Source organism: Pseudoduganella sp. SL102, assembly GCF_027856995.1.
In the GTDB taxonomy this organism is placed as follows: domain Bacteria; phylum Pseudomonadota; class Gammaproteobacteria; order Burkholderiales; family Burkholderiaceae_D; genus Rugamonas; species Rugamonas albidiflava.
In genome coordinates this window covers 523009-548097 of record NZ_CP115554.1, presented here as the reverse complement: position 1 = coordinate 548097, position 25089 = coordinate 523009, and the positions used below count along the sequence as shown (strand labels likewise).

Genomic DNA, 25089 nt, shown 5'->3' with positions numbered 1-25089 from the left:
CGGACCATTCGGACCGCACCGGCCCGCACGCGCGGCTAGCGGTTCTTAGCCGCCAGCAATTCCTCCACCACCTTCGCGCACGCATCCACGTGCTGGTAGCCGATCTGCCGGAAGGCAAAGAAGCCGATCGCCGCCGATGCCACCTGCCCCGCCAGCGGCACGATTTTCGATGCCTGCTTGGCCACCAGCTTCTTCCCGCTCTTTGCCAGCAGCTTGAAGACCAGGTCGCGCGTGATCAGTTTGCCCACCAGCATGCCTCCCACGCTGACCGACGCTTCGTAGGCGATCATCCGGTATTTCGGCTGCAGCCGCTCGACCTGCGCGGCCGTCAGGCCGAACGCCGCATTCACTTCCTCGATCAGCTGGGTGAACAGCTTCACGTCCGAGACGATATCGATGCCGGGAATGGGCACCGCGGAGACGCCCGCGGCCAGCGCGGCGCGGCGGCGGACGAGCCGCCGGCAGCGTTCCCGCACCTCGGCGATGTTATCTGAAGAATAAGGCAACAATTCCCAGCCGCTGTCCACGAATGTGTCTCCTAAAAAGTTGCCAAACAAAAAAGTTCATTGAAAACGGCGTTTAACCAGTGTACCGTGTACCGATCCCACGGGCCCGCACGGACCGGGTTTCTGGCCAGAAATTGTTGGTCAAATTAGTAACAACATTGCAAACCCTGTTATATTCGCAGTGACCAAGCCTTACCCCCGTTCTTTAACCGCCGATAAGATGAGAATCGTAGTCCTTGACAATGACCGAAGCCAGACCGAGCTGATTTCCCAGGTACTGACTTCCGCCGGCCACGTGTGCCATGCCTTCCAGACAGGCAAGGAACTGCTCGGCCAGCTGCGCAAGGACAGTTACGACATGCTCATCTTCGACTGGCAGGTTGCCGATATGGGGGGCGCCGAGCTGATGCGCAAGGCGCGCGAAAAGCTCAACGACGGCGCGCCCGTCATGTTCCTCACCACCAGCTCCGGCGAAGACGACATCGTTTCCGGCCTTGACGCGGGCGCGGACGACTACATGATCAAGCCCCTGCGCCGCAGCGAAATGGTGGCCCGGGTGCAAGCCTTGCTGCGCCGCGCCTTCCCGGCGCAAAACGGTGCCGAGCAACTGACGTTCGGCCAATATGTATTTGAAACCCGTCCGGGCCGGCTATTGATGGATGGGCATGTGCTGGATGTCACGCACAAGGAGTTTTACCTGGCTCTGCTGTTTTTCCGCAACATCGGCCGGCCGCTGTCGCGCGCTTATATACATGAGGCCGTGTGGATCCGGGAAACCGAGGTGCCTTCCCGCACGATGGATACGCATGTGTCGCGCGTGCGCAATAAGCTCCAGCTGAAACCGGAAAACGGCTTCCGGCTCGTGCCTGTCTACAGCTACGGCTACCGCCTCGAAAAACTCGGCAATTAAGACTTGGCAATTCAGACTCGGCAATTAAGACTTGGCAATTCAGACTCGGCAATTAAGACTCGGCAATTAAGACTTGGCAATTGAGCGCCTGCCTGCGGCCGATGCCGGCTCGATGGTGGCTCGATGGTGGTTCGATGGCGGGCGGCAAGCCCCCACTGGGACGATTTGTCCCATCCCCGCCAGCCCGGCCGGGCAAAGCCGGTTGCCGCACATCAGGCTATAATCAAGGCCTACGTCGTTGATTTTTCTGGAAATGCAACTTCTTGCCGTCGGCCTCAACCACACTACAGCTCCGGTCGCCCTGCGCGAACGGCTGGCGTTCGCGCCTGATCAGCTGGGGTCGGCCGTGCGCGCGGCACGCAACTGGTTCCAGCGGCTCGACGGCCACGGCAGTGACGAGGCAGCCATCCTGTCCACCTGCAACCGCACCGAGCTGTATGCGGCCAGCGGCGCCGCCAATCCGCTCGACGCCGGCGCGCATTTCCTGGCCGATTTCCACCAGCTGAACTATTCCGAACTGCGCCCGCACCTGTACATGCTGCCGCAGCACGAAGCCGTGCGCCACACCTTCCGTGTCGCGTCCGGTCTCGATTCGATGGTGCTGGGTGAAACGCAGATCCTCGGCCAGATCAAGGATGCGATCCGCACCGCCGATGAAGCGGGCGGTCTCGGCACCTACCTGCATCAGCTGTTCCAGCGCAGTTTCTCGGTCGCCAAGGAAGTGCGCAGCACCACCGAGATCGGCGCGCACAGCGTGTCGATGGCGGCGGCCTCCGTGCGGCTGTCGCAGCGCATCTTCGACAAGCTGTCCGAGCAGAACGTGCTGTTCATCGGCGCCGGCGAGATGATCGACCTGTGCGCCACGCACTTCGCCGCGCAAAACCCGAAGTCGATCACGGTGGCCAACCGCACGCTGGAGCGCGGCGAACTGCTGGCGCACCGTTTCAACGGCAAGGCCGTGCGCCTGGCCGACCTGCAGACGCAGCTGCACCAGTACGACATCCTGATTTCTTCCACCGCGTCGTCGCTGCCGCTGATCGGCCTGGGCATGGTGGAACGCGCGATCAAGGCGCGGCGCCATAAACCCATGTTCATGGTCGACCTGGCCGTGCCGCGCGATATCGAACCGGAAGTCGGCCGGCTCAACGACGTGTTCCTGTACACCGTCGACGACCTGGGCAAGGTGGTGCAGGCCGGTATCGAAAACCGGCAAGCCGCCGTGGCGCAGGCCGAGGCGATCATCGAAACGCGCGTGCAATCGTTCATGCACTGGGTCGACGACCGCGCCGTGGTGCCCGTGATCCAGGGCTTGCAGGAAAATGGCGAGGCGATCCGCCTGGCCGAACTCGACCGCGCCCGCAAGCTGCTGGCCAAGGGCGAGGACGTGGAAGCCGTGCTCGAAGCGCTGTCGAAAGGCTTGACGGCCAAGTTCATGCACGGCCCGCAGCAGGCGCTGCACCGTGCCCAGGGCGCCGAACGCGCCCAGCTGGCCGAACTGCTGCCCCAGCTGTTCCGCGGCCGCCGTTAGCGGCCCCCCTCTTTTCGCTGCCGCACCGGCCCCGGTGCGATGACTACCCATACCGGAACACACCATGAAACCATCAATGCTGGCCAAGCTGGACCAACTCGCCAACCGCCTCGTGGAGCTGGACGAACTGCTGATGTCCGAAGGCGCCACGGCCAATATGGACAGCTACCGCAAGATGACCCGCGAACATGCCGAGCTGGGCCCGCTGGTGGCACTGTACAAGGAATACCAGCAGGTGCTGGGCGACATCGCCGAGGCGCAGCAGATGCTGGGCGACCCGGACATGAAGGATTTCGCCCAGGAAGAAATCGAGGCCGGCAAGGGCCGCCTGGCTGGCCTGGAACTCGACCTCCAGAAAATGCTGTTGCCGAAGGATGCCAATGACGAACGCAACATCTTCCTGGAAATCCGCGCCGGCACCGGCGGCGACGAATCCGCGCTGTTCGCCGGCGACCTGCTGCGCATGTACACCCGCTTTGCCGAGCGCAGCCGGTGGCAGGTGGAAATCGTGTCGGCATCGGAAAGCGACCTGGGCGGCTACCGCGAAGTGATTGCCCGCATCGTCGGCACCGGCGCCTACTCGAAACTGAAATTCGAATCCGGCGGCCACCGCGTGCAGCGCGTACCCGCCACCGAAACGCAGGGTCGCATCCATACCTCGGCGTGCACGGTGGCCGTGATGCCGGAAGCGGATGAAGTGGAAGACGTGCACATCAACCCGGCCGACCTGCGCATCGACACCTATCGTGCCTCCGGCGCCGGCGGCCAGCACATCAACAAAACCGACTCGGCCGTGCGCATCACCCACCTGCCCAGCGGCATCGTCGTGGAATGCCAGGACGACCGCTCGCAGCACAAGAACAAGGCCTCGGCCATGAAGGTACTGGCGGCCCGCATCAAGGACGTGCAGTTGCGCGAGCAGCAGTCGAAGGAAGCCGCCACCCGCAAGAGCCTGATCGGCAGCGGCGACCGCAGCGAGCGCATCCGCACCTACAACTTCCCGCAAGGCCGCATGACGGACCACCGCATCAACCTCACGCTGTACAAGCTCGACATGATCATGGATGGCGACCTGGCCGAACTGACAACGGCGCTGTCCGCCGAACACCAGGCCGAGCAGCTCGCCGCGCTGGGCGACTAGGCCGCCAGGGATCGGGCGGCGTCCATCGGCCTGCGCCGCTTTATGCGAGAATTGGCGCCTTCCCATTCGAGCAATATTAATGACGATGAAATCGCTGAGCCCGCGCACCGTCCTCCTGTCCGCCGCCGCCGCCGCCCTGCTGGTGGTCGCCGTCGCGCTGTTCCTGCAGCACGTGAAGGACATGCTGCCCTGCCCCATGTGCGTGATCCAGCGCTACCTGTTCCTCGCGGTGGCCATCGGCTGCCTGGTCGGTGCGTTCGGGCGCAAGCCGAAGATCGGCGCGGGCATCGGCCTGGCGGCGGCGATCGGCGGCCTCGGCGTCGTCGCCAAGCATTTGTACGTGCTGGCAAACCCTGGCTTCTCGTGCGGCATCGATCCGATGACGACCGCGCTGAACAAGATTCCCACCGCTACTTACCTGCCGTGGCTGTTCGAGGCGGAGGGACTGTGCGACAAGGCGGAAATGTTCGCCGGCCTGTCGGTGCCGCAATGGTCGGCCATCTGGTTCGCGATCCTGGCCGCGACCATGATCTGGGTGCTGGCGCGCCGGCAGGCATGAGCATGCTGGTCGTTCCCGGCACCACGCTGGCGGCGCTCCAGCGCGCGCCGCTGCTCGATCCCGTCGACCAGCGCATCCTGCTGTGCCATGCGCTCGGCATCACCCGCACGGCACTGATCACGCAATCCGACCGCGCGCTGACCGACGCCGAAGCGGCCGGCGTGTCCGCCCTGCTGCAGCGCCGGCTGGCTGGCGAGCCGGTCGCGTACATCGTCGGCAGGCGCGAATTCTACGGGCTGGATTTCACGGTCGGTCCCGGCGTGCTGATTCCCCGTCCCGAAACGGAGCTGCTGGTCGAACTGGCGCTGGAGCGCCTGCCGCCGCGCGGGCGCGTGCTGGACATGGGCACCGGCAGCGGCGCGATAGCCGTCGCCATCGCCCACGCCCGCCCGGATGCACAGGTGACGGCCCTCGACGTCAGCCCCGATGCCCTCGCCATCGCGCGCCGCAACGCCGAGCGGAACGGCGTGACCGTGCACTTCCAGCACAGCGACTGGTTCACCGCGGTTGCGCAGGGAACGTTCGACCTGATCGTTTCGAATCCCCCCTATATCGCCGCCGGCGACCGGCACCTGTCGGAGGGCGACCTGCGCTTCGAACCGCCCGGCGCGCTGACCGACCATGCCGACGGCTTGTCCGCGCTGCGCACCATCGTCGAGGGCGCCCCGGCGCACCTCGTGGCCGGCGGCTGGCTGCTGATGGAGCACGGCTATGACCAGTCCGCCGCCGTGCAGGCGCTGCTCTCTTCCCGATCGTATGCCGGCGTGCAGAGCTGGCACGACCTGGCCGGCATCGCCCGCGTGACCGGCGGGCGGGCCAGCACGCCTGGCGAGGGTTAGCCACCGCCCCGAGCAGGCGATACCGCTTTGCTAGAATCCGCGAACGGCCCACCCGGCACGGCGCGAGTTCAGGGACCGGCGTACGTGTTTTCACAATTTCGGTTACTCTCGCACCAATATTTTGGTCTGATGCACAGAAAGGAAAGCCAATTGTCCACTCTACTGACGCGCCGCCTGGCCCTGCTGGCCGAGGAACGGCACCGCGACGTGCTGCGGGGCGGCTTGCGTGGCATCGAACGGGAAACGCTGCGGGTGCAGCCGGATGGCCACCTGGCGCGCACGCCCCATCCGGCCGGCTGGGGTTCGGCACTGACGCATCCGGAGATCACCACCGATTACGCGGAGACGCTGGCCGAGTTCATCACGCCCGCCGAGAACGACATCGCCACCACGCTGGACAAGCTGGACGGCATCCACCGCTTCGCCTACAGCAAGCTGGGCGACGAACTGCTGTGGAGCGAATCGATGCCCTGCCAGTTGCCGGCCGAAGAGGACATCCAGATCGCCTGGTATGGCAAATCGAACCTGGGCATGCTCAAGCATGTGTACCGCCGCGGCCTGGCGCTGCGCTACGGCAAGGCCATGCAGTGCATCGCCGGCATCCACTATAACTACTCGCTCGACGAACGCCTGTGGCGCATCCTGGCCGAGCACGAGCCGGCCACCCGGCAGCTCACCCCGGTGGCCTACCAGTCCGAAGCCTACCTGGCGCTGATCCGCAATTTCCGCCGCAACAGCTGGCTGCTGATGTACCTGTTCGGCACCTCGCCGGCGCTGAACAGCAGCTTCCTGCGCGGCCGTCCGCACAAGCTGGAAGCGCTGTCGGCCGATACCCTGTACCTGCCCCATGCGACCAGCCTGCGCATGAGCGACCTGGGTTACCAGAACGATGCCCAGTCCGGCCTGCGCCCCCACGAGAACAGCCTGGACAGCTACGTCGCCACGCTGACCCGCGCCGTGAACCAGCCCTACGAGCCGTACCAGAAGATCGGTACCCGCGATGCGAACGGCGAATGGCAGCAGCTGTCGACCAACGTGATCCAGATCGAGAACGAGTACTACTCGACGATCCGGCCGAAGCGCGTGATCCGCACCGGCGAGCGGCCGATCCAGGCGCTGTGCAACCGCGGCGTGCAATACATCGAGGTGCGCTGCCTGGACGTCGATCCGTTCGAGCCGGTCGGCGTGGGCCTGGCCACCGGCCGCTTCCTCGACGCCTTCCTGCTCTATTGCGCACTCGAGGAAAGCCCGGCGATCGACGAGGAGGAAGGCGAGATCCTGGCGCGCAACTTCGCCCGCACGGTGAAGGAAGGGCGCCGCCCCGGCCTGACGCTGACGCGCGATGGCCAGGAGATCGCGCTGCGCGCCTGGGGCGAGGACCTGCTGGAACGGATCCGCCCCGCGGCCGAACTGCTCGATGCGCTGCGCGGCGATACCCAGCACGCGGACGCGCTGGCGCAGCAGGCCCCCAAGCTGGCCGACCCGGAACGCACCCCGTCGGCCGCCGTGCTGCGGGAACTGGCGCGGCACGGCAATTCGTTTGCCGCCTTCGGCCTCGCGCAAAGCCAACGGCACGCCGCCTACTTCCGCTCGCATCCGCCGAACCCGGAACAGGAAGCGCATTTCGGCGCGCTGGCCGCCACTTCGGTGGCCGAACAGGCCGAGCTGGAGCGCACGCAGACGGGCAGCTTCGACGACTACGTGAAAGCCTACCGCGCCAGCAACCTGTGCCCGAACCACGCATGACGCCGCAGTCCATTCCCCCTCGCCGGCGTGCTGACCTTCTTTAACGAACAGCATGGCCAACTGCGGCCCCGGCACGAACTCGTGCAGGGGCACGCGGTTCCCGGGCACGACACGCCCGATCGCATCGACGCCATCCTGGCCGAACTGGGGCGGCGCGGCCTGGGGCGCATCGTCACGCCGCACGGCGTGCCGCTGATGTCGCTCGAGCGCGTGCATGCGCCCCGCTACCTGCATTTCCTGCGCCATGCCTGGAGCGAATGGGCAGCCCAGTCGCCGGACCACGCCCAGCGGGACGCGTTTGCTTCCCAGTGGCCGGTGCGCACGCTGCGCGCCGACATCGAGCCGGAGGACCTCGGCGCGCGCCTGGGCCTGTACTCGATCGACACCACCACGCCACTCACCGCGGGCACCTGGGTCGCCGCGAAAACCGGTGCCGATTGCGCCGTCAACGCGGCGCACGCGCTGCGCGTGGGCGAGCGCGGCAGCTTTGCCCTGACCCGCCCGCCCGGCCACCATGCCGGCGCGGATTTCTTCGGCGGCGGCTGCTACCTGAACAATGCCGCCCTGGCCGCCCAGCACCTGCTCGACGATGGCCTGCAGCGCGTGGCCGTGCTGGACGTCGATTACCACCATGGCAGCGGTACGCAGGGCATCTTCTACGACCGGGCCGACGTGCTGTGCCTGTCGATCCACGCCGAACCGCGCCAGGTGTATCCGTTCTACAGCGGCCATGCCGACGAAACCGGCGACCGCGCCGGCCACGGCTACAACGTCAACCTGCCGCTGCCGGCCCGCACCACGGCGCAAGCCTGGTTTACCGCGCTGGAAACGGCCTGCGTGCGCTTGTCGATGTACCGGCCGGAAGCGCTCGTGGTGGCGCTGGGCGCCAATACCTTCCAGGGCGAGGCGCATGGCGGCTTCGGCCTGGGCGGCGGCGACTTCCTGCGGCTCGGCGAGCGCCTGGCCTGGCTGAACCTGCCGACCTGCTTCGTGTTCGAGGGCGGCAGCGCGCTGCGCGAATTGGGCACCAACGTCGTCAACGTGCTGGAAGGTTTTGAAACGGCCTTGTGATGTCACGACAATTTCACAATAAATCGCTTGCGATTAAATCGCCATCTATGTATAGTGTGCACATGGACGACGCATACCGCGTCCCAGGCAGCAAAAAAAGCAATCGATACGTACCCTGTAAATAGTGCGCTATTGAATCGAATATTACCTAACTGAAAGGAACTGCACCATGTCGATCGAAAAAGTCCTGTACCGCGCCCACGCTAAATCCACCGGTGGCCGCGAAGGCCGTTCCGTGTCCAGCGATGGCGTGCTCGACGTCAAGCTGACCACGCCGAAGGAAACTGGGCGGTAACGGCGCCGAAGGCACCAACCCGGAACAGCTGTTCGCCGCCGGTTACTCGGCCTGCTTCCTGGGCGCCATGAAATTCGTCGGCGGCCGCGACAAGATCGCCGTGCCGGCCGATACCTCGATCGACGCCAGCGTCGGCATCGGCCCGATCCCGACCGGTTTCGGCATCGAAGTGGAACTGAAGATCTCGCTGCCGGGCCTGGACCGTGAAACGGCCGAGAAGCTGGTGCAGGCCGCGCACATCGTCTGCCCGTACTCGAACGCCACCCGCGGCAACATCGACGTCACGCTGACCGTCGTTTAAGCGGTTCTCTCCGGCCACTGCCCTTACAATTGCCCCTTTACATGGGGCATTGAAATGATCGAATGGCAGTGGCTGGCGTTTGAAAGCATCCCGCGCGGGGACCTGTACGAAGTGCTGCGCCAGCGGCAGGAAGTCTTCGTGCTGGAGCAGACCTGCCTGTATCCCGACCTGGACGGCCACGACCAGGCCGCCCATCACCTGATGGCCTGGCAGACAGTCGCCGGCGAACGCCGCCTGGCGGCCTACCTGCGTTGCCTCGCCCCCGGCGCCAAGTACACCGAAATGTCGCTCGGCCGCATCCTCACCCCCGCCACCGCCCGCGGTACCGGCATCGGGCGCCAGCTCGTCGCCGAAGGCATCCGCCGCGCCGAACAGCAGCACCCCGGCCACCGCATCCGCATCGGCGCCCAGCAGCGCCTGGAAGCCTTCTACCAGAGCTTCGGCTTCGCCACCATCAGCGATCCGTACGACGAAGACGGTATCCCGCACATCGACATGCTGCGCTGAAACAGCGACTGCAGCATGTAGCAAACCCACGACAGGGACAGTCCCCACGGCAGGGACAGTCCCCAAGTTTTTTACAACACACGGCAGGGACAGTCCCCAAGTTTTTTACAACATATCTTGTTGTAAAAGTCGGGGGGACTGTCCCTCCTGGGGGGACTGTCCCTAGAATTGAGAATTGCTGTTGTCAAAAACTGACGATGAACCGGGCGCCGTTGCTCACGGAGCGGGCGTAGCGCACGGTGCCGCCGTTGCCGTGCACCAGCTGCCGCACCATCGCCAGGCCGATGCCGCGGCCCTGTTTTTTCGTCGAGAAGAAGGGCGTGAAGATGTGCGGGGCGAGGTCGACGGGCACGCCGGGGCCGTTGTCGCAGACTTCGATGCGCAGCCGCCCGCCGCGCCCCAGCCGGGCCGTGATGGCGGCGCGCGGCGAGGCCACCTGCGCGGTCGCCTCGGAGGCGTTTTTCAGCAGGTTGATCAGGGCCTGCTCCAGCTGGCCGGGATCGACCATCACTTCCAGCGATGCCGGTTCGACGGAGAACTCGGCGCTGCCGCCCCGTGCCTGCCAGTGCGGGCCGACGAGGGCCGCCAGCCGCGCGAACAGCCGCCCCAGGTGCACCCGCTCGGGCTGTGCCTGCGGCAGCGTCGACAGGCTCCGGTAGCTCGACACGAAATCGACCAGGCTGGCGGCGCGCCGGGCAATCGCATCGAGCGCGGTGGACAGGTCTTCCGACGCATCGGCCGGCAAGTCCGCGGACAGCTCGCCCAGCAGGTCGTGCGCGGTGCGCGACAGCGAAGCCACCGGCGTCAGCGAATTCATGATCTCGTGCGTCAGCACATGCACCAGCTGACGCCACGCGTTGAGCGCTTCCGCCTCCAGCTGGCTCTCGACCGGCATCAGTGCGACCAGCCGCTGCCCGTCGCCCTGCACGGTCAGCGTGGAAACGGCCACCAGCGCCCGCTCCAGGCCGCGCTCCGTGTCGAAGCTGACCAGGCGCCGCTCGTCCGCCGGCTGCGCGGCCAGTAGTTCGTACAGCGCCGCCGGATCGCTGGCCCGCCCCGGCGCCACCAGCCGCCGCGCATTCGCATTGACCGGCGCGACGGTATCCGGCCCGGTCAGGCCGTCGATATGGAACAGCGCGATCGGCGCATGTTCGAGCCGCGCTTCCAGCGCCAGCACCGGGGCCGATGCCGGCCAAGCCGCGGCGGGCACCGGCGCTTCGGGACGTGCGACCGGCAGCCGCAGCTTCCCGAGACAGCGCCACAGCACCGCCGTGGCCGCGGCGGCCCCCAGCCCGCACAGCACCAGCAGGCGCGGCGAATCCGCCACGGACGCCGCGCAGGCACCGAGGCCGGCCAGCGTACCGGCGCCGGCCAGCACGCCCAGCCGAAGGCCCTGCTCGGATTGCAGGCCCCGCTCAGATGCCATGCTTGTCCAGCTTGCGGTACAGCGCCGCACGCGACACGCCGAGCATCCGCGCGGCATGGCTGATATTGCCCTGCGCCTGCGCCAGCGCGGCGGCGATCGCCTCGCGCTCCAGCGACGACAGCGTGGCCTCCTCGCGTACGGCGGCGGTCACCGCATGCACTCCACCCGCTCCTCCGACTCCTCCGGCTGCCACCGGGACGGCAGGCGACAGCGCCGGCATCGCGCCCGCGGCAAGTCCGAAATCGTCGATCCGGTACTCCGCATGCGCGCCCAGGATCACGGCCCGCTCGCACGCATGCCGCAGCGCCCGCACATTGCCCGGCCACGGGTGCCCGCACAGCGCATCGATCGCCGCCGGCGCGATCGACCGGGCCGGCCGGCCGTACTGCGCCTCGTACAGCGCCAGGTAGTGCCGCGCCAGCAGCGGCACGTCGTCGCGCCGCTCGCGCAGCGGCGGCACGCGCACCACGATCGTGTTCAGCCGGAACAGCAGGTCGGCACGGAACACGGCGGGATCGAACAGCCGCGCTTCATCGAGATTGGTGGCGCTGACGATGCGCACATCCACGCTCTCCGGCCGGTCGGCGCCGACCGGGGTCACCTCCCGCCGCTCCAGCGCCGTCAGCAGCTTGGCCTGCCCGGCCAGCGGCATGTTGCCGATCTCGTCGAGGAACAGCGTGCCGCCCCGCGCGGCCTGGAAGCGCCCGGCGCGGTCGGCCTTGGCATCCGTGAACGAGCCCTTGCGATGGCCGAACAACTCGCTCTCGAAGGTGGCTTCCGGCAGCGCGCCCATGTCCACCGAGAGGAAGGTGCCGGCGGCGCGCCGCGATTGCGCGTGCAATGCGCGCGCCACCAGTTCCTTGCCAACGCCGTTCTCGCCCAGCACCATCACGTTGGCCTCGGTGGGCGCCACGCCGGCGATCATGGCGCGCACCGCCTGCATCGGCGCCGAATCGCCCATCAATTCGGAAGCACCGCGCAGCGCCGTCCCAGTCGCGGGCCGCCGCCGCGCCAGCGCCGCATCGACGGCGGCTACCAGCCGCGCGTTATCCCATGGCTTGGTGATGAAGTCGGCGGCGCCCCGCTTCAATGCTTCCACCGCCAGCGGCACGTCGGCATACGCGGTCAGCGCGATCACGGCCGGCGGCTGCGGCTGGCGGCGCAGCACGTCCAGTGCGGCCAGGCCTTCGGCGCCGTCGGTGCGGCCCGGGGCGAAATTGAAGTCGAGCAGCACCACGTCCGGCACGCCGCGCGCCAGCACGCCACCCAGCAGCGCCGGATCGTGCAGCACCGCCACCTCGCCGTAGCGGCGGCGCAGCAGCATGCGCGCCGCGCAGGCCACGTCGGCATCGTCGTCGAGGATCAGGATGCGGGCGGATGAATCGGACATGAATGAAGGCTGGCGCGTTGGGATCGGGGCATTCTAGCAGCAGCATTCGGCCCGCGGACAGCGCTTTCGCGACCTGTCCGGAAGCGGACACCCGGCCTTGTCCGCTTCCGGCCAGAACCCCGGCGGAAGGCGCGGAAACAGGGCTGGCACATGCCTTGCAATAGAAGGGGCATGCACATTCTGCCCCCCTCTCCCACCAGGCCGGCCAGCGGCGCGGCGATGGACACGGTCGTCCCCCGCCGCCGCGGCCGCAGCATCGCGCTGGCGGCCGCCGGCCTGCTGGCGGTGCTGGCCGCCGGATTCGCGATCTGGCACTGGATGCCGCGCGGCCTGCAGGTCGACGGCGCCGACCTGCGCATCGTCACCGTCGAGCGGGGCATCTTCCGCGACGATATCGCCGTGCGCGCCAACGCCGAACCGCTGACCGCCGTGATGCTCGATTCCGTGGAATCCGGCCGCATCGAGGAAGTGCATGCCCGCGACGGCGACCTGGTCGACCGGGGCCAGCTGCTGTTCCGCATCTCGAACCCGCAGCGCAACCTGGAACTGCTGGCGCGCCAGTCCGAATACGCGCAGCAGATCTCCAACCTGTCGACCCTGCGGGTGGCCGAACAGAGCAACCGCACCGAGCGCCAGCGCCGGCTGGACGACCTGTCGTTCGCACTGGAACAGGCGCAGAAAACCCTGGCACGCACCGAGCGGCTGGCCAGCCAGGGCTACGTTTCCGCCGTGGCGCTGGAAGAAGCGCGGGACAGGCATGACAAGGCGCAGCGCGCGCTGGCGCTCGAACAGCACAGCATCGAGGCGGAAGACAAGGTGCGCGGCAATGCGCTCGGGCGCCTGGAGGAAACGATCACGGGCCTCGCCACCGGTCTTCGGCTGGTGGAGCAGACTGTCGACGCCCTGGCGGTGCGCGCACCCGTCGCCGGCCGGCTCACCGACTTCCGCCTGCAGGTGGGGGAATCGATCGTCACCGGCAAGCGCGTCGGCCGCATCGACGACCCGCAGCGCTTCAAGCTGTCCGCGCTGGTCGACGAGTACTACCTGAACCGCGTATCGGTCGGCCGCCTCGGCGTGGTCACCCAGGACGGCCGCCGCTATCCGGTGAAGGTCGGCACGGTGTACCCGCAGATCAAGGATGGCCGCTTCACCGCCGAGCTGCTGTTTACCGAAGGCCAGCCGGTGCTGAGCCCCGGCCAGAGCCTGGACGCGCAGATCACGCTGGGCGAGCCGGCACCGGCATTGCTGCTGCCGAACGGTGCCTTCGTGTCGGACTCCGGCGCGGCGTGGGTGTATGTGTTCACCGATGCCACCCATGCCGAACGCCGCCCGATCCGCGCGGGCCGGCGCAACAACGCGCAGATCGAAGTGCTGTCCGGCCTCGCGCCCGGCGAGCGCGTGATCGTTTCCACCTATGCCGGCTTCGGCAACTCGACCCGGCTGCAGCTCGACTAGTGCCGACTTGCAGTAATCTCCCACTCTCAACAAAGGAATATCCCATGCTCAAACTTTCTGGCGTCAGCAAGATCCACGTGGCCGGTGAAGTGCAGACCACCGCCCTCGACCGCATAGACCTGGAGATCGACGCCGGCGAGTATGTGGCGATCACCGGCCCTTCGGGCTGCGGCAAGTCCACGCTGCTGTCGGTACTGGGCCTGCTCGATGTGCCGACCAGCGGCGACTACTGGTTCGAGGGCCGCAACGTGGCCGGCTGGAGCGAATCGCGGCTCAATGAACTGCGGCGCGGCCGCATCGGCTTCATCTTCCAGAGCTTCAACCTGATCGAGGAACTGTCGGTGTTCGAGAACGTCGAGCTGGCGCTCGAATACACCGGCATGCCGGCGCGCGAACGCAAGGTGAAGGTGGCGGCCATGCTGGACAAGCTGGGCGTGGCGCACCGTGCGAAGCACCGGCCGTCGCAGCTTTCCGGCGGCCAGCAGCAGCGCGTGGCGATCGCCCGCGCATTGGTGGCCGGCCCGGCCATCCTGCTGGCCGACGAACCGACCGGCAACCTGGATACCGCCCATGGCGACGACGTGATGCGCCTGCTGCGCACCATCAACGCCGAAGGTACCACGGTGGTGATGGTGACCCACTCGCCGGCCCACGCGGCACAGGCGTCGCGCACCCTGAACCTGCTCGACGGCCGAATCATCGTCGACGCGCTGCGTGCCGCATGAGGCATTGGCGTCTCGCCTGGCGCCAGCTGGCGGCCGAGCCGGGCTATTCGGCCGTCACGATCCTCGGCCTGGCGGCCGGCTTCGCCACCTGTTTCGCGCTGTTCGCGTACGTGGCGTTTTCGTTCAGCTATAACCGCCATGTGCCGGCTGCGCACGAGGTATACGCGGTCAAGCAGCATATCAACGTAATCGGCAAGCCCGGCTGGTTCGAAGGCATGCCGCTGCCGCTGGTGCACGTGGCCGAAAAAAGCGGCATGACACAGGCAGCCGTACTGGCCATGCCGGGCATGGCCAGCGTGCGCACGCCGTCCGGCCTGCAGCGGCTGAAGGCCGTGGCGGTGACGCCCGGCTTCACGAAGGTGTTCGGCCTGGCCGCGGCGGAAGGAGACCTGGCGCAGGCCCTGGCAAGGCCCGATGCGGTCGCGCTGACCTATGGCGCGGCACTGAAAACGCTGGGCACCCGCCAGGCACTGGGCAAGGTGCTGCACATCGAGGGCAAGGCATTGACCGTGGCCGCGCTGCTGGCCGATCCGCCGGCAACGGCAACCCTGCACTACGAACTGTTGAACAGCTTCGACAGCATCCTGATGCCGCGTGAATACCGCGAGCACCTGGAACAATCGTGGGGCATGACCGCCGGCTACCTGTACGTGCGCCTGGCACCCGGCATCGCCCCGGCGGACTTCACCGCCCACCTGCAGCGTGTATTCGACAACTCGCCGCTGCTGCGCGAGCTGCCGCCCGACCTGCGGCGCACGCTGGGCGCGCGCAAGATGGTCGACCTGGCGCTGACCCCGTTGCCCGACCTGTACTTCGACACCAGCCTGGAAGGACGCCCCGGCAGCACGGCCCATGGCGACAGGTCCATCGTCATCGGCCTGGGCCTCATCGGCCTGCTGGTGCTGGCGCTGGCGGTGGCGAATTATGTCAACCTGGCCGCCGTGCGCACCACGCGCCGGCAGCCGGAAATCGTGCTGCGCAAGGTGCTGGGCGCGGGCGCCTTCCGCCTCGCCGCCCAGCTGCTGGCCGAGGCGCTGCTGGTTGCCCTGCTGGCTACCGCGCTGGGTTTGCTGCTGGCCTGGCTGCTGCTGCCTGCCCTGTCCGGCATGCTGGACCGCCCGCTCGACCAGATGATGTCGCCGGCCAGCGTCCTGGCGGCGCTGGCCGTCGGCATGGTGACCGGCCTGCTGGCCGGCCTTTACCCGCTATGGATTGCGCTGGACATGCGCCCGGCTGCCGTGCTGGCCATGCGCCGCGAGATGGAACCGCGTGGCGGCCTGTGGCTGCGGCGGGTGCTGACCGTGCTGCAGCTGACCGTGGCGATGGGCCTGACGGCATCCACGCTGGCCATCGCCTGGCAGGCCCGCTTTGCCAGCGCGGCCGATCCGGGCTTCGATGCCGCGCCGCTGCTCACGGTGTCGCTGCCGCGCGCGCTGTGGCAAGGCCCGCAGGGCCTGCAGTACCGGGAAGCGCTGCGCCGCCTGCCGCAGGTGCGCGGCGTGGCGTTTTCCGAGAACGCGGTGGGCCAGCCGTTCGCCGGCCAGAATGGCCCGATCCGGCGGCTGGGCGGGCGCGAGACCGTGCTGGTGTCGCGCAACGTGTCGGCCGATTTCTTCCAGGTGTATGGCGTGGCGGCCGTGGCGGGGCGCACCTTCGATCCGAAGATCGAACGGGACGCGGCGCCGGGCACCGTCATGCTGAACCAAGCAGGCGCGCTGGCTCTGGGATTCCCTTCGGCGCAAGCCGCGGTGGGCGGCCTGGTATCGTTCGAGCACGACGGCAAGCGGATGACGGCGCGCGTGATCGGCATCGCGCCGGACCTGCGCCATGAATCGCTGCGCGAAAACCCGCAGCCGATGTACTACCGGAACGCGCTGGACGCCTCGGTGCTGACGATCCGCGGCGATGGCGACCTGCGTGAACTGGAACGGCAGGCGATCGGCCTGTTCGGCAAGTTCTTCCCGGACGATATGCCCGAAGTGCGCCCGGCCGCCAGCTACCTCGCCGAGAGCTACGCGCAGGACCTCCGGCTGGCCTCCCTGCTGGGTGCCGCCAGCATCGTCGCCATCCTGCTGTCGGCGTTCGGCATCTACGTGCTGTCGGCCTACAACGTGCAGCGGCGCGGCCGCGAGATCGTGCTGCGCAAGCTGCACGGCGCGGGCCGGGCCGCCATCGCCAGGCTGCTGGGACGCGAGTTCGCCGTGCTGCTGGCACTGGGCGCGGTGATCGGCCTGCCTCCGGCCGCGCTGGCGATCCGCGCCTACCTGGCCGCCTTTGTCGACCATGCGCCGATCGGCGGCTGGACGCTGCTGGGCGCCGCCGCCATCGCCGTGCTGGTAGCCGCCCTTGCCACCCTGCGCCATACCGTGGCGGCGCTGCGCGCCACGCCCGGGACCATCCTGCGATCCTGAAGGAGAAACGATGACGTTGCGTGATTTCCGTATCGGCTGGCGCCTGCTGCTGCGCGAGCCCGGCTTTTCCCTGGTGACCGTGCTCGGGCTGGCGCTGGCCTTCGCCGCGTGCTTCCTGCTGCTCGGCTACGTGCGCTACTGCTTCAGCTACGACAGCCACGTGCCCGACGCCGCGCGGGTGGTGCAACTGAAGCAGCGCATCAACTGGTTCCCCCGCCCGGACTGGAATACCCGTGCGATGCTGCCGCTGCGCCAGGTGGCACTGGACAGCGGCATGGTGGAACAGGCCAGCATCGCCGTGCCGCTGGACACACCCATACGGGCCGGCGAACACCTGCACGAAGTGGCGCTGCTGGCCGTCGACCCGGCGTTTGCCGGGATTTTCGGCATCGTGCCCGTGGCCGGCGACGTCGCAGCGGTCCTGTCCCGGCCCGATGCACTGGCGGTGACGCAGGAAACCGCCCGCCGGCTGTTCGGCACGGCGGCAGGCGTCCTGGACCGCACGGTGCAGGTGAACGGCGAGACCCTGCGGGTGGCGGCAGTGCTGCCCGATCCGCCTGCCAACGCCACGACCCGCTGGGAAGCGCTGGCCGGACCGTTGAGTCGTGCACGCCCGGCGGCCGAACGGACGCTGGTACCGGACTGGAAGCGCGGCGGTGTCTTCCTCAAGCTGAAGGCGGGCGCCGATGCCAGGCAACTGGAAGCGCTGCTGCAGGCGGCCGTCGACGCCTCGCCGATGGAACAGCGCATGCGCAGCGGCCCGATGGGCAAGACCATGCAGGGTCCCGGCACCGAGGTCAAGATCGTGGCGTTGCCGGATGCGTATTTCGATCCCGACATGGCGGCCAGCCGCAGCGGCGACAGCTACGGCAAGCGTTCCACCGTGCTGGCGCTGGCTGGCATCGCGCTGCTGGTGCTGCTGCTGGCCGTGACGAACTACGTCAACCTGGCTACCGTGCGTGCCCAGCAGCGCCAGCGCGAATCGGGCCTGCGCAAGCTGCTCGGCGCCAGTGCACCGCGCATGGCGGCGCAGTTCCTTGCCGAATCGGTGCTGGTGTCCATGCTGGCCGCGGTGCTGGGCATGATGCTCGCGTGGATGCTGCTGCCCACCTTTGCCGGCCTGGTCGACCGCACGCTGCAAGGCTTCTTCGCCCCGGCGCGTATCGCCCTTGCCCTGCTGGCGGCGCTGCTGACCGGCGTGCTGGCTGGCGGCTGGCCGGCCCTGGTGGCGCTGCGCGTGCGCCCGGCGGCGGCGCTGGCGGGGCGCGACAACAGCGAAACGGTAGGCGGGCTATGGCTGCGCCGGGGGCTGACGGCGCTGCAGTTCGCCACCGCGATCGCGCTCGGCGGCATGGCCATCGCCGTGGCATGGCAAACGCGCTTCGCCAGCCAGGCCGATCCCGGCTTCAATCCCGGGCAGCTGGTCACGGTGGACTTGCCGCAGGATGCCAAGCCGGAGGCCATCCTGGCCTTCGCCGAAGCGGTGCGCCGCTTGCCACTGGCCGGTGGCGTGGCCCTGTCGGCCGAGGCGGTCGGCCGCGATGGCAGGAAGATCGTGCAGGGTTTCCGCACCCGCGACGGGCGCGACCTGCGCTTCGAGATCAAGCCGGTGTCGCCGGAATTCTTCGAGGTGTACGGCATCCGGCCGCAGTTCGGCCGCCTGTACCGGGCCGATACCGACCGGGCCAATGGCAATGCCCTCGTGCTGAACGCCGCGGCCGCCACCGCACTGGACTTCCCTGCTCCGCAAGCCGCGGTCGGCCAGGCGCCGTTCGCAGAGCGCGGCGCGATCGTCGGCATCGCGCCGGACATCCGCCACAACGACCTGCGCCAGCGCACCGAACCGATCGTCTACATCCTGGCGCCGGAGTATGGCGTGCTCACGTTGCGCACGGCGGCCGGCGTGGACGAAGCGGAACGCGCGCTGGCACCAATATGGCAGCGCTATTTCCCGGACCGGATCATGGCCGTGCAGCCGGCGGCCGCCCCGTTCTCGCAGACTTACCAGGAAGATGCGCGGCTGGCAAGGATGCTGGGAACGGCCAGCGCGCTCGCGGTCGGCCTGGCCGCATTCGGCATCTATGTGCTGGCCGCCTACAGCGTGCAGCGCAACCGCCGGCAGATCGTGCTGCGCAAGCTGTACGGCGCCGGCAAGGGCGCCATCGCCCGGCTGCTGGGCCGCGAATTCGCCGCCCTGCTGGCGGCCGGCGCACTGCTCGGCTTGCCGCTGGCCTGGCTGGCGATCGAGCGCTACCTGGCCGGCTTCGTCGAGCGCGCGCCGCTGGGCCAGTGGCCGCTCGTGGCGGCAACGCTGCTGGCGGCCCTGGTGGCGCTGCTGGCCACGGCGCGCCATACGCTGGCCGCGTTGCGGCTGGCGCCTGTGGGCGCCTTGCGCGACTGACTTTGACGGGCGCGAACGCGGCAAAAAAAATGGCAGCCCGCAGGCCGCCATTTTTTTGTACCGAAGCTCAGCGCTTGATGGTCAGCACTTCGATCTCGAACATCAGCGTCGAGTTGGCGGGGATCTTCTCGCGCGCCACCGAGCCATAGCCCAGGGCCGCCGGGATGATCAGGCGGCGCTTGCCGCCCGCGCGCATGCCGACCACGCCCTGGTCCCAGCCGGGGATCACGATGCCCTTGCCGAGCTGGAAGGTGTACGGAGTGGCTGCGACAGCCTGGTCGAACTGGGCGCCCTTGTTTTCGGGCTTGGTTTCATCGTACAGCCAGCCGGTATAGGCCACGGTGAGGGTGTCGCCGGCGATGGCTTCGATGCCGGTGCCCACGGCCAGGTCGACCTTCGTCACGGTCGGGGCGGCAGGGGTCGTCACCGGTGCGTCGTCGCTGCCGCCGCAAGCAGTCAGGGACAGCGCGCAGGCCAGCGTCGCGAGAATTTGGAAAATCGATTTCATATGGTCACTCTTACCTGGATTGGAAATTCGTTGAAAATTCGTTGAAAACGGTGGATGGCAGGTTGCCGGTGGAGCGAAAGTTTAACAGACTGCCACTGCCGCTCCCCTGGCACAACATTTCTTTACAAATTCACGGCAACGATCTCAAATCTCCACCTGGGTGCCCAGCTCGATCACGCGGTTCGGCGGGATCTGGTAATAGTCGGCCGCGGCGCGGGCATTGCGCGACATCGCCACGAACAGGTGTTCGCGCCACGGCGCCATGCCCTGCTGCGGCGCCGAGATCACGGTCTGGCGGGCGATGAAGAACGAGGTCTCCATCATCTCAAAGCGCAGGCCGTAGTCGGCGCACCGGTCGAGGATGGCGGGAATGTCCGGCTCGTCCTTGAAGCCGTAGTCCACGTTGACCTGGAAGCACTGGTGCCCCAGGTCGGTGATGCGCACCTGGTCCGCCGCCGCCACATACGGTTCTTCCAGGATGTGCACGGTAAGGAAGACCACCCGTTCGTGCAGCACCTTGTTGTGCGACAGGTTGTGCAGCATCGCATGCGGCACGCCATCGCTTTCGCCGCGCAGGAACACCGCGGTGCCGGGCACCCGCGCCGGCGGCGCCACGAACAGCGAGGAAAGAAAGTCTTCCAGCGGGATCGCATGCTTTTCCAGGTTCTGGAACACCAGCTGGCGGCCGGTGCGCCACGTGAGCATGATCGTGAACAGCGCGGTACCGAGCAGCAGCGGCATCCAGCCGCCATGGAACAGCTTCAGCGTGCAGGCCGAGAACAGCAGCACGTCGATCACCAGGAAGAAGCCGGTGGCGGCGATGCACAGCGGCAGCGGCAGGTGCCAGCGGTAGCGGATCACGAAGAATGTCAGGATCGTGGTGGCCAGCATCGTGGCCGAGACGGCGATGCCGTAGGCGCCGGCCAGGGCATCCGAGGAACCGAAGCCGATCACGGCGATCAGCACGACGATCAGCTGCAGCCAGTTGACGGCCGGGATGTAGATCTGGCCGATCTGGTGCTCGGACGTGTGCATGATGCGCATGCGCGGCAGCAGGCCCAGGGCGATGGCCTGCTTGGTCATCGAGAACGTGCCGGAAATCGTCGCCTGCGAGGCGATCACGGTGGCCATCGTGGCCAGCACCACCAGCGGGTAGATGCTCCAGCTGCCCAGCTGCTGGAAGAACGGGTTCGAGATCGCCTCCGGCGCGTGCAGGAGCAGCGCGCCCTGGCCGAAATAGTTCAGCGACAGCGCGGGAAATGCCACGGCAAACCATGCCATGCGGATCGGCCGCTTGCCGAAGTGGCCCATGTCCGCGTACAGCGCTTCGGCGCCGGTGAACGCCAGCACCACGGCGCCCAGGCCGACGAACGCCACGAAGCCGTTGTCGATCATGAAGTGCACCGCGTGCAGCGGGTTGAGGGCGCGCAGGATATCGGGCCGTTCGACGATGTTGACGATGCCCATGATCGCCAGCGCGGCGAACCACAGCACCATCACGGGCCCGAAGAAACGGCCGATGCCGGCCGTGCCGTGGCGCTGCACCGAATACAGCGACACCAGCACCACGATGGTCAGCGGCACCACGTAGTGCTCCAGTGCAGGGGTGGCCACTTCCAGGCCTTCGATCGCGCTCAGCACGGAAATCGCCGGCGTGACCACGCTGTCGCCGTAGAACATGGTGGCGCCCAGCACGCCCAGGACGAGCAGGGGAAAATGCCAGCCGGAGCGCTTGCTGACCGAATTCAGCGCCAGCGCCATCAGGGCCATGATGCCACCCTCGCCCCGGTTGTCGGCACGCAGCACCAGCGTGACGTACTTCAGCGAGACGACGATCGTCAGTCCCCAGAAGATCAGCGACACGACACCCAGCAGGTTGGCTTCGTTCAGCGCCAGGCCATGGTCGGGATCGAAGATGGTTTTCAGTGTGTAGAGAGGGCTGGTACCGATGTCGCCGTAGACGATGCCTACCGCCGCCAGCGTCAGCGTGGCGAGGCTGCTTTTTTTGTCTGTCAAAATTGCACCCGTATTATGTTTTTGCGCACTGCACAATAGGCCAACCGCCCTCTAAAAGCAAGCCGGCGACGACCAGCGCATGCTACGCCATTGTGATAAGGTCGCGCCTCATGAAGGATGACAGCATGCAAATCGACAAGGCCACCGCCGCCGATCCCCCCCGCCTGTTCGAGATATGGGAGGCAGCGGTGCGGGCCACCCACGATTTCCTGTCCGAGGAAGCCCTGGCCACGCTGGTCCCACTGGTGCGCGAACTGCTCGGCACGTTTGCGCCACTGTACTGCCTGCGCGACGTTGCCGGCGCGCCCTATGCGTTCATCGGCGTGGCCGACGGCAACATCGAAATGCTGTTCGTGCACCCGGACCGGCGCGGCGGCGGCGCCGGCCGCGCGCTGGCGGCGTTCGCGATCGGCACCCTGGGCGCCACCAGGGTGGACGTGAACGAGCAGAATGCCCAGGCCGCCGGCTTTTACGCGCGGATGGGCTTTCGCCAGGTTGGCCGCTCGGCGCGCGATCCCTTCGGCCACCCGTATCCGATCCTGCACCTGGAACTGGCATGACGCAGGCGGCGCACAAGGAGGACAGCTACCGCGGCGTGCTGAACGCCACCACCGCATTCCTGCTGTGGGGGCTGTTCCCGCTGTATTTCCATGCGATCGGCGAAGTGCCGCCGCTGGAAATCCTGGCGCACCGCATGGTCTGGTCGCTGCTGTTCCTGTGCATCGTGCTGAGCGTGCGCCGGCAGTGGAAATGGCTGCCCACGGTGCTGAAACAGCCGAGGATCGTGGCCACCTTCGCCGCCAGCGCGCTGCTGCTGTCGGCCAACTGGTTCATCTACATCTGGGCCGTCAACAACGGCCATGTGATCGACGCCAGCCTGGGCTACTTCATCACGCCGCTGTTCAATGTGCTGCTTGGCCTGTTCGTGCTGAAGGAGCGGCTGCGCGGCGGCCAGTGGCTGGCGATCGGCGTGGCCGCCACCGGCGTGGCCTGGCTCACCTGGCAGGCCGGCGCCCTGCCATGGATCGCGCTGGCGCTGGCCGCCACGTTCGGCACCTATGGCCTGCTGCGCAAGACCGCCGCGCTGGCGGCGCTGGAAGGCCTGTCGTTCGAAACACTGCTGCTGTTTCCGCTTGCCGGCGGCTATGTCATCTGGCTGACGGTCCATGGCGCCAACACCTTCGTCAACACGCCCAGCGACTGGACGCGCGCGCTGCTGGTGGCTGCGGGCCCGATCACCGCGATCCCGCTGCTGCTGTTCGCCGCCGGCGCGCGCAAGATCCCGCTGTCGGTGCTCGGCATGCTGCAGTACATCGGGCCGACGATCCAGATGATCCTCGGGCTGCTCGTCTTCCACGAAAGGTTCTCGACAGCGCGGCTGGCCGGCTTCATCGTGATCTGGAGCGCGCTGGCACTGTACATCGCGGAAGGGTTCTGGGCCAGCCGGCGGACGGCGGCCTGACTGGCGGCTCACTGGCCCTCCGGCACCGTTTGGCGTATCCTTGTTGACCTTCTTTAAAGTTACATCACTCAATTCGAGAATTTCTCAATGGCAAATTACGTCTATACCATGAACCGCGTGGGCAAAATCGTCCCGCCCAAGCGCCAGATCCTGAAAGACATTTCGCTCTCGTTCTTCCCGGGTGCGAAGATCGGCGTGCTGGGCCTGAACGGCTCCGGTAAGTCGACCTTGCTGAAAATCATGGCCGGCATCGATACGGACATCCAGGGCGAAGCGCGCCCGATGCCGGGCCTGTCGATCGGCTACCTGCCGCAGGAACCCCAGCTCGACCCGGAAAAGACCGTGCGCCAGGAAGTGGAATCGGGCCTGGGCGAAGCGTTCGAGGCGCAAGCGAAGCTGGACGCCGTGTACGCCGCCTACGCCGAGGAAGATGCCGACTTCGACGCGCTGGCCGCCGAGCAGCAGCGCCTGGAATCGATCCTGGCCGCCGCCGATGGCGGCAACCTGAACCTGCAGCTGGAAATGGCCGCCGACGCGCTGCGCCTGCCGCCCTGGGATGCGAAAATCGGCGTGCTGTCCGGCGGTGAAAAACGCCGCGTGGCGCTGTGCAAGCTGCTGCTGTCCAAGCCGGACATGCTGCTGCTCGACGAACCGACCAACCACCTGGATGCCGAATCCGTCGAATGGCTCGAGCAATTCCTGCTGCGCTTCCCGGGCACCGTGGTCGGCATCACCCACGATCGCTACTTCCTCGACAACGCCGCCGAATGGATCCTGGAACTGGACCGCGGCCACGGCATCCCGTGGAAAGGCAACTACAGCTCGTGGCTGGACCAGAAACAGGCCCGCCTGCAGCAGGAAGAATCCACCGAATCGGCACGCCAGAAGGCGCTGAAGACGGAACTGGAATGGTCGCGCCAGAACCCGAAGGCGCGCCAGGCCAAGTCGAAGGCCCGCCTGGCCCGCTTCAACGAGCTGTCCGAATACGAATACCAGAAGCGCAACGAGACGCAGGAGATCTTCATTCCCGTGGCCGAGCGCCTCGGGAACGATGTCATCGAATTCAAGAACGTGTCCAAGGCGTTCGGCGACCGCCTGCTGATCGACAACCTGTCGTTCATCGTGCCGCCGGGCGCGATCGTCGGCATCATCGGCCCGAACGGCGCCGGTAAATCGACGCTGTTCAAGATGATCGCCGGCATCGACACGCCGGACAGCGGCGAAGTCGTCATCGGCAAGACCGCGAAAGTCTCGCTGGTCGACCAGAACCGCGACGAACTGGCCAACAACAAGACCGTGTTCGAAGACGTGTCCGGCGGTGCCGACATGCTGAGCGTGGGCCGTTTCGAGATGCCGTCGCGCGCCTACCTGGGCCGCTTCAACTTCAAGGGTGGCGACCAGCAGAAGATCGTCGGCAACCTGTCCGGCGGCGAACGCGGCCGTTTGCACCTGGCCAAGACGCTGCTCAAGGGCGGCAACGTGCTGCTGCTGGATGAACCGTCGAACGACCTGGATGTGGAAACCCTGCGCGCGCTGGAAGATGCGCTGCTGGAATTCGCCGGTTCCGTGATGGTGATTTCCCACGATCGCTGGTTCCTGGACCGCATCGCCACGCACATCCTGGCATTCGAAGGCAATTCGCAGGTCACGTTCTTCGACGGTAACTACCAGGAATACGAAGCGGACAAGAAGAAGCGCCTCGGCGAGGAAGGCGCCAAGCCGAAGCGTATCCGCTACAAGCCACTCACGAACTGAACGATGGCCGCTTGAACTCTGGCCGCCAGAATTCGGGCCGCATGGATTCTGGCTGCTTGAATCCTGGCTGCTTGAATCCTGCCGGCTTCAATGCTGGCCGCACGAACGAGAACGGACTCCCGAGGGAGTCCGTTTTT

Annotated in this window: 20 protein-coding genes and 1 pseudogene; 16 read left to right on the top strand and 5 right to left on the bottom strand. The window is 67.1% G+C overall.

Annotation, left to right across the window (positions count from 1 at the left end):
* Nucleotides 1-35: 35 nt before the first annotated feature.
* The gene (locus tag OU994_RS02430) at nucleotides 36-527 is read right to left on the bottom strand and encodes a hypothetical protein (protein ID WP_281609482.1); all 492 of its coding nucleotides are present in this window, start codon (nucleotides 525-527) and stop codon (nucleotides 36-38) included.
* 199 nt (nucleotides 528-726) lie between these two features.
* Between OU994_RS02430 and OU994_RS02425 the strand changes: the two genes are divergently transcribed.
* From OU994_RS02425 to OU994_RS02385, 9 genes and pseudogenes are all read left to right on the top strand, one after another.
* Complete coding sequence (locus OU994_RS02425) at nucleotides 727-1416, top strand: response regulator transcription factor (protein ID WP_131149396.1); 690 nt, start codon at nucleotides 727-729, stop codon at nucleotides 1414-1416.
* A gap of 253 nt (nucleotides 1417-1669) precedes the next feature.
* Complete coding sequence (gene hemA, locus OU994_RS02420) at nucleotides 1670-2944, top strand: glutamyl-tRNA reductase (RefSeq protein WP_131148322.1); 1275 nt, start codon at nucleotides 1670-1672, stop codon at nucleotides 2942-2944.
* A gap of 64 nt (nucleotides 2945-3008) precedes the next feature.
* Nucleotides 3009-4085, top strand: coding sequence for a peptide chain release factor 1 (prfA, locus tag OU994_RS02415; RefSeq protein ID WP_281609481.1), 1077 nt, complete (start codon nucleotides 3009-3011; stop codon nucleotides 4083-4085).
* Between the two features lie 79 nt (nucleotides 4086-4164).
* Nucleotides 4165-4644: a disulfide bond formation protein B gene (locus OU994_RS02410; RefSeq protein WP_307731787.1), complete on the top strand. Its 480-nt coding sequence runs from the start codon at nucleotides 4165-4167 to the stop codon at nucleotides 4642-4644.
* Nucleotides 4645-4646: 2 nt separating this feature from the next.
* Nucleotides 4647-5483, top strand: a complete 837-nt coding sequence (prmC, locus tag OU994_RS02405) for a peptide chain release factor N(5)-glutamine methyltransferase (protein ID WP_281609480.1) — start codon at nucleotides 4647-4649, stop codon at nucleotides 5481-5483.
* Nucleotides 5484-5633: 150 nt separating this feature from the next.
* Nucleotides 5634-7229: a glutamate--cysteine ligase gene (gene gshA, locus OU994_RS02400; RefSeq protein WP_281609479.1), complete on the top strand. Its 1596-nt coding sequence runs from the start codon at nucleotides 5634-5636 to the stop codon at nucleotides 7227-7229.
* 27 nt (nucleotides 7230-7256) lie between these two features.
* Entirely contained in the window at nucleotides 7257-8300 is a 1044-nt protein-coding gene (locus OU994_RS02395) for a histone deacetylase family protein (protein ID WP_281609478.1), read from the top strand.
* Between the two features lie 169 nt (nucleotides 8301-8469).
* Nucleotides 8470-8896, top strand: a pseudogene (locus tag OU994_RS02390) (organic hydroperoxide resistance protein).
* A gap of 54 nt (nucleotides 8897-8950) precedes the next feature.
* Nucleotides 8951-9403 carry a GNAT family N-acetyltransferase gene (locus OU994_RS02385; RefSeq protein ID WP_281609477.1) on the top strand — a complete coding sequence of 151 codons (453 nt, stop codon included), beginning with the start codon at nucleotides 8951-8953 and terminating at the stop codon, nucleotides 9401-9403.
* 184 nt (nucleotides 9404-9587) lie between these two features.
* Here OU994_RS02385 and OU994_RS02380 read toward each other — a convergent pair whose 3' ends face one another.
* Together OU994_RS02380 and OU994_RS02375 are read right to left on the bottom strand one after the other, a co-directional pair.
* Nucleotides 9588-10829, bottom strand: a complete 1242-nt coding sequence (locus tag OU994_RS02380; RefSeq protein WP_281609476.1) for a PAS domain-containing sensor histidine kinase — start codon at nucleotides 10827-10829, stop codon at nucleotides 9588-9590.
* The gene (locus OU994_RS02375) at nucleotides 10819-12219 is read right to left on the bottom strand and encodes a sigma-54 dependent transcriptional regulator (RefSeq protein WP_281609475.1); all 1401 of its coding nucleotides are present in this window, start codon (nucleotides 12217-12219) and stop codon (nucleotides 10819-10821) included. The genes OU994_RS02380 and OU994_RS02375 overlap by 11 nt, the downstream gene beginning before the upstream one ends.
* A gap of 171 nt (nucleotides 12220-12390) precedes the next feature.
* On the opposite strand from OU994_RS02375, the gene OU994_RS02370 reads away from it, so the two are divergent.
* From OU994_RS02370 to OU994_RS02355, 4 genes are read left to right on the top strand one after another with little or no spacing between them, the layout of a single operon-like run.
* Nucleotides 12391-13674, top strand: a complete 1284-nt coding sequence (locus OU994_RS02370; RefSeq protein WP_281609474.1) for an efflux RND transporter periplasmic adaptor subunit — start codon at nucleotides 12391-12393, stop codon at nucleotides 13672-13674.
* 44 nt (nucleotides 13675-13718) lie between these two features.
* On the top strand, nucleotides 13719-14399 hold the full coding sequence (locus OU994_RS02365; RefSeq protein ID WP_131148331.1) for an ABC transporter ATP-binding protein: 681 nt from the start codon (nucleotides 13719-13721) through the stop codon (nucleotides 14397-14399).
* Nucleotides 14396-16810 carry an ABC transporter permease gene (locus OU994_RS02360; RefSeq protein ID WP_281609473.1) on the top strand — a complete coding sequence of 805 codons (2415 nt, stop codon included), beginning with the start codon at nucleotides 14396-14398 and terminating at the stop codon, nucleotides 16808-16810. Before OU994_RS02365 ends, OU994_RS02360 begins: the two co-directional genes overlap by 4 nt.
* Nucleotides 16811-16820: 10 nt before the next feature.
* A complete protein-coding gene (locus OU994_RS02355; RefSeq protein ID WP_281609472.1) occupies nucleotides 16821-19211 on the top strand; it encodes an ABC transporter permease in 2391 nt (796 codons plus the stop codon).
* A gap of 67 nt (nucleotides 19212-19278) precedes the next feature.
* Here OU994_RS02355 and OU994_RS02350 read toward each other — a convergent pair whose 3' ends face one another.
* Both OU994_RS02350 and OU994_RS02345 read right to left on the bottom strand, forming a co-directional pair.
* Nucleotides 19279-19719 (bottom strand): FKBP-type peptidyl-prolyl cis-trans isomerase, encoded by a 441-nt coding sequence (locus tag OU994_RS02350; RefSeq protein ID WP_281609471.1) that lies wholly within the window; start codon nucleotides 19717-19719, stop codon nucleotides 19279-19281.
* Nucleotides 19720-19863: 144 nt separating this feature from the next.
* Nucleotides 19864-21738 carry a potassium transporter Kup gene (locus OU994_RS02345; RefSeq protein ID WP_373922601.1) on the bottom strand — a complete coding sequence of 625 codons (1875 nt, stop codon included), beginning with the start codon at nucleotides 21736-21738 and terminating at the stop codon, nucleotides 19864-19866.
* 122 nt (nucleotides 21739-21860) lie between these two features.
* On the opposite strand from OU994_RS02345, the gene OU994_RS02340 reads away from it, so the two are divergent.
* From OU994_RS02340 to ettA, 3 genes are all read left to right on the top strand, one after another.
* Complete coding sequence (locus tag OU994_RS02340) at nucleotides 21861-22295, top strand: GNAT family N-acetyltransferase (protein ID WP_281609469.1); 435 nt, start codon at nucleotides 21861-21863, stop codon at nucleotides 22293-22295.
* A complete protein-coding gene (rarD, locus tag OU994_RS02335) occupies nucleotides 22292-23197 on the top strand; it encodes an EamA family transporter RarD (protein WP_281609468.1) in 906 nt (301 codons plus the stop codon). Before OU994_RS02340 ends, rarD begins: the two co-directional genes overlap by 4 nt.
* A gap of 87 nt (nucleotides 23198-23284) precedes the next feature.
* The gene (gene ettA / locus OU994_RS02330; RefSeq protein ID WP_131148337.1) at nucleotides 23285-24952 is read left to right on the top strand and encodes an energy-dependent translational throttle protein EttA; all 1668 of its coding nucleotides are present in this window, start codon (nucleotides 23285-23287) and stop codon (nucleotides 24950-24952) included.
* Nucleotides 24953-25089: the final 137 nt, after the last annotated feature.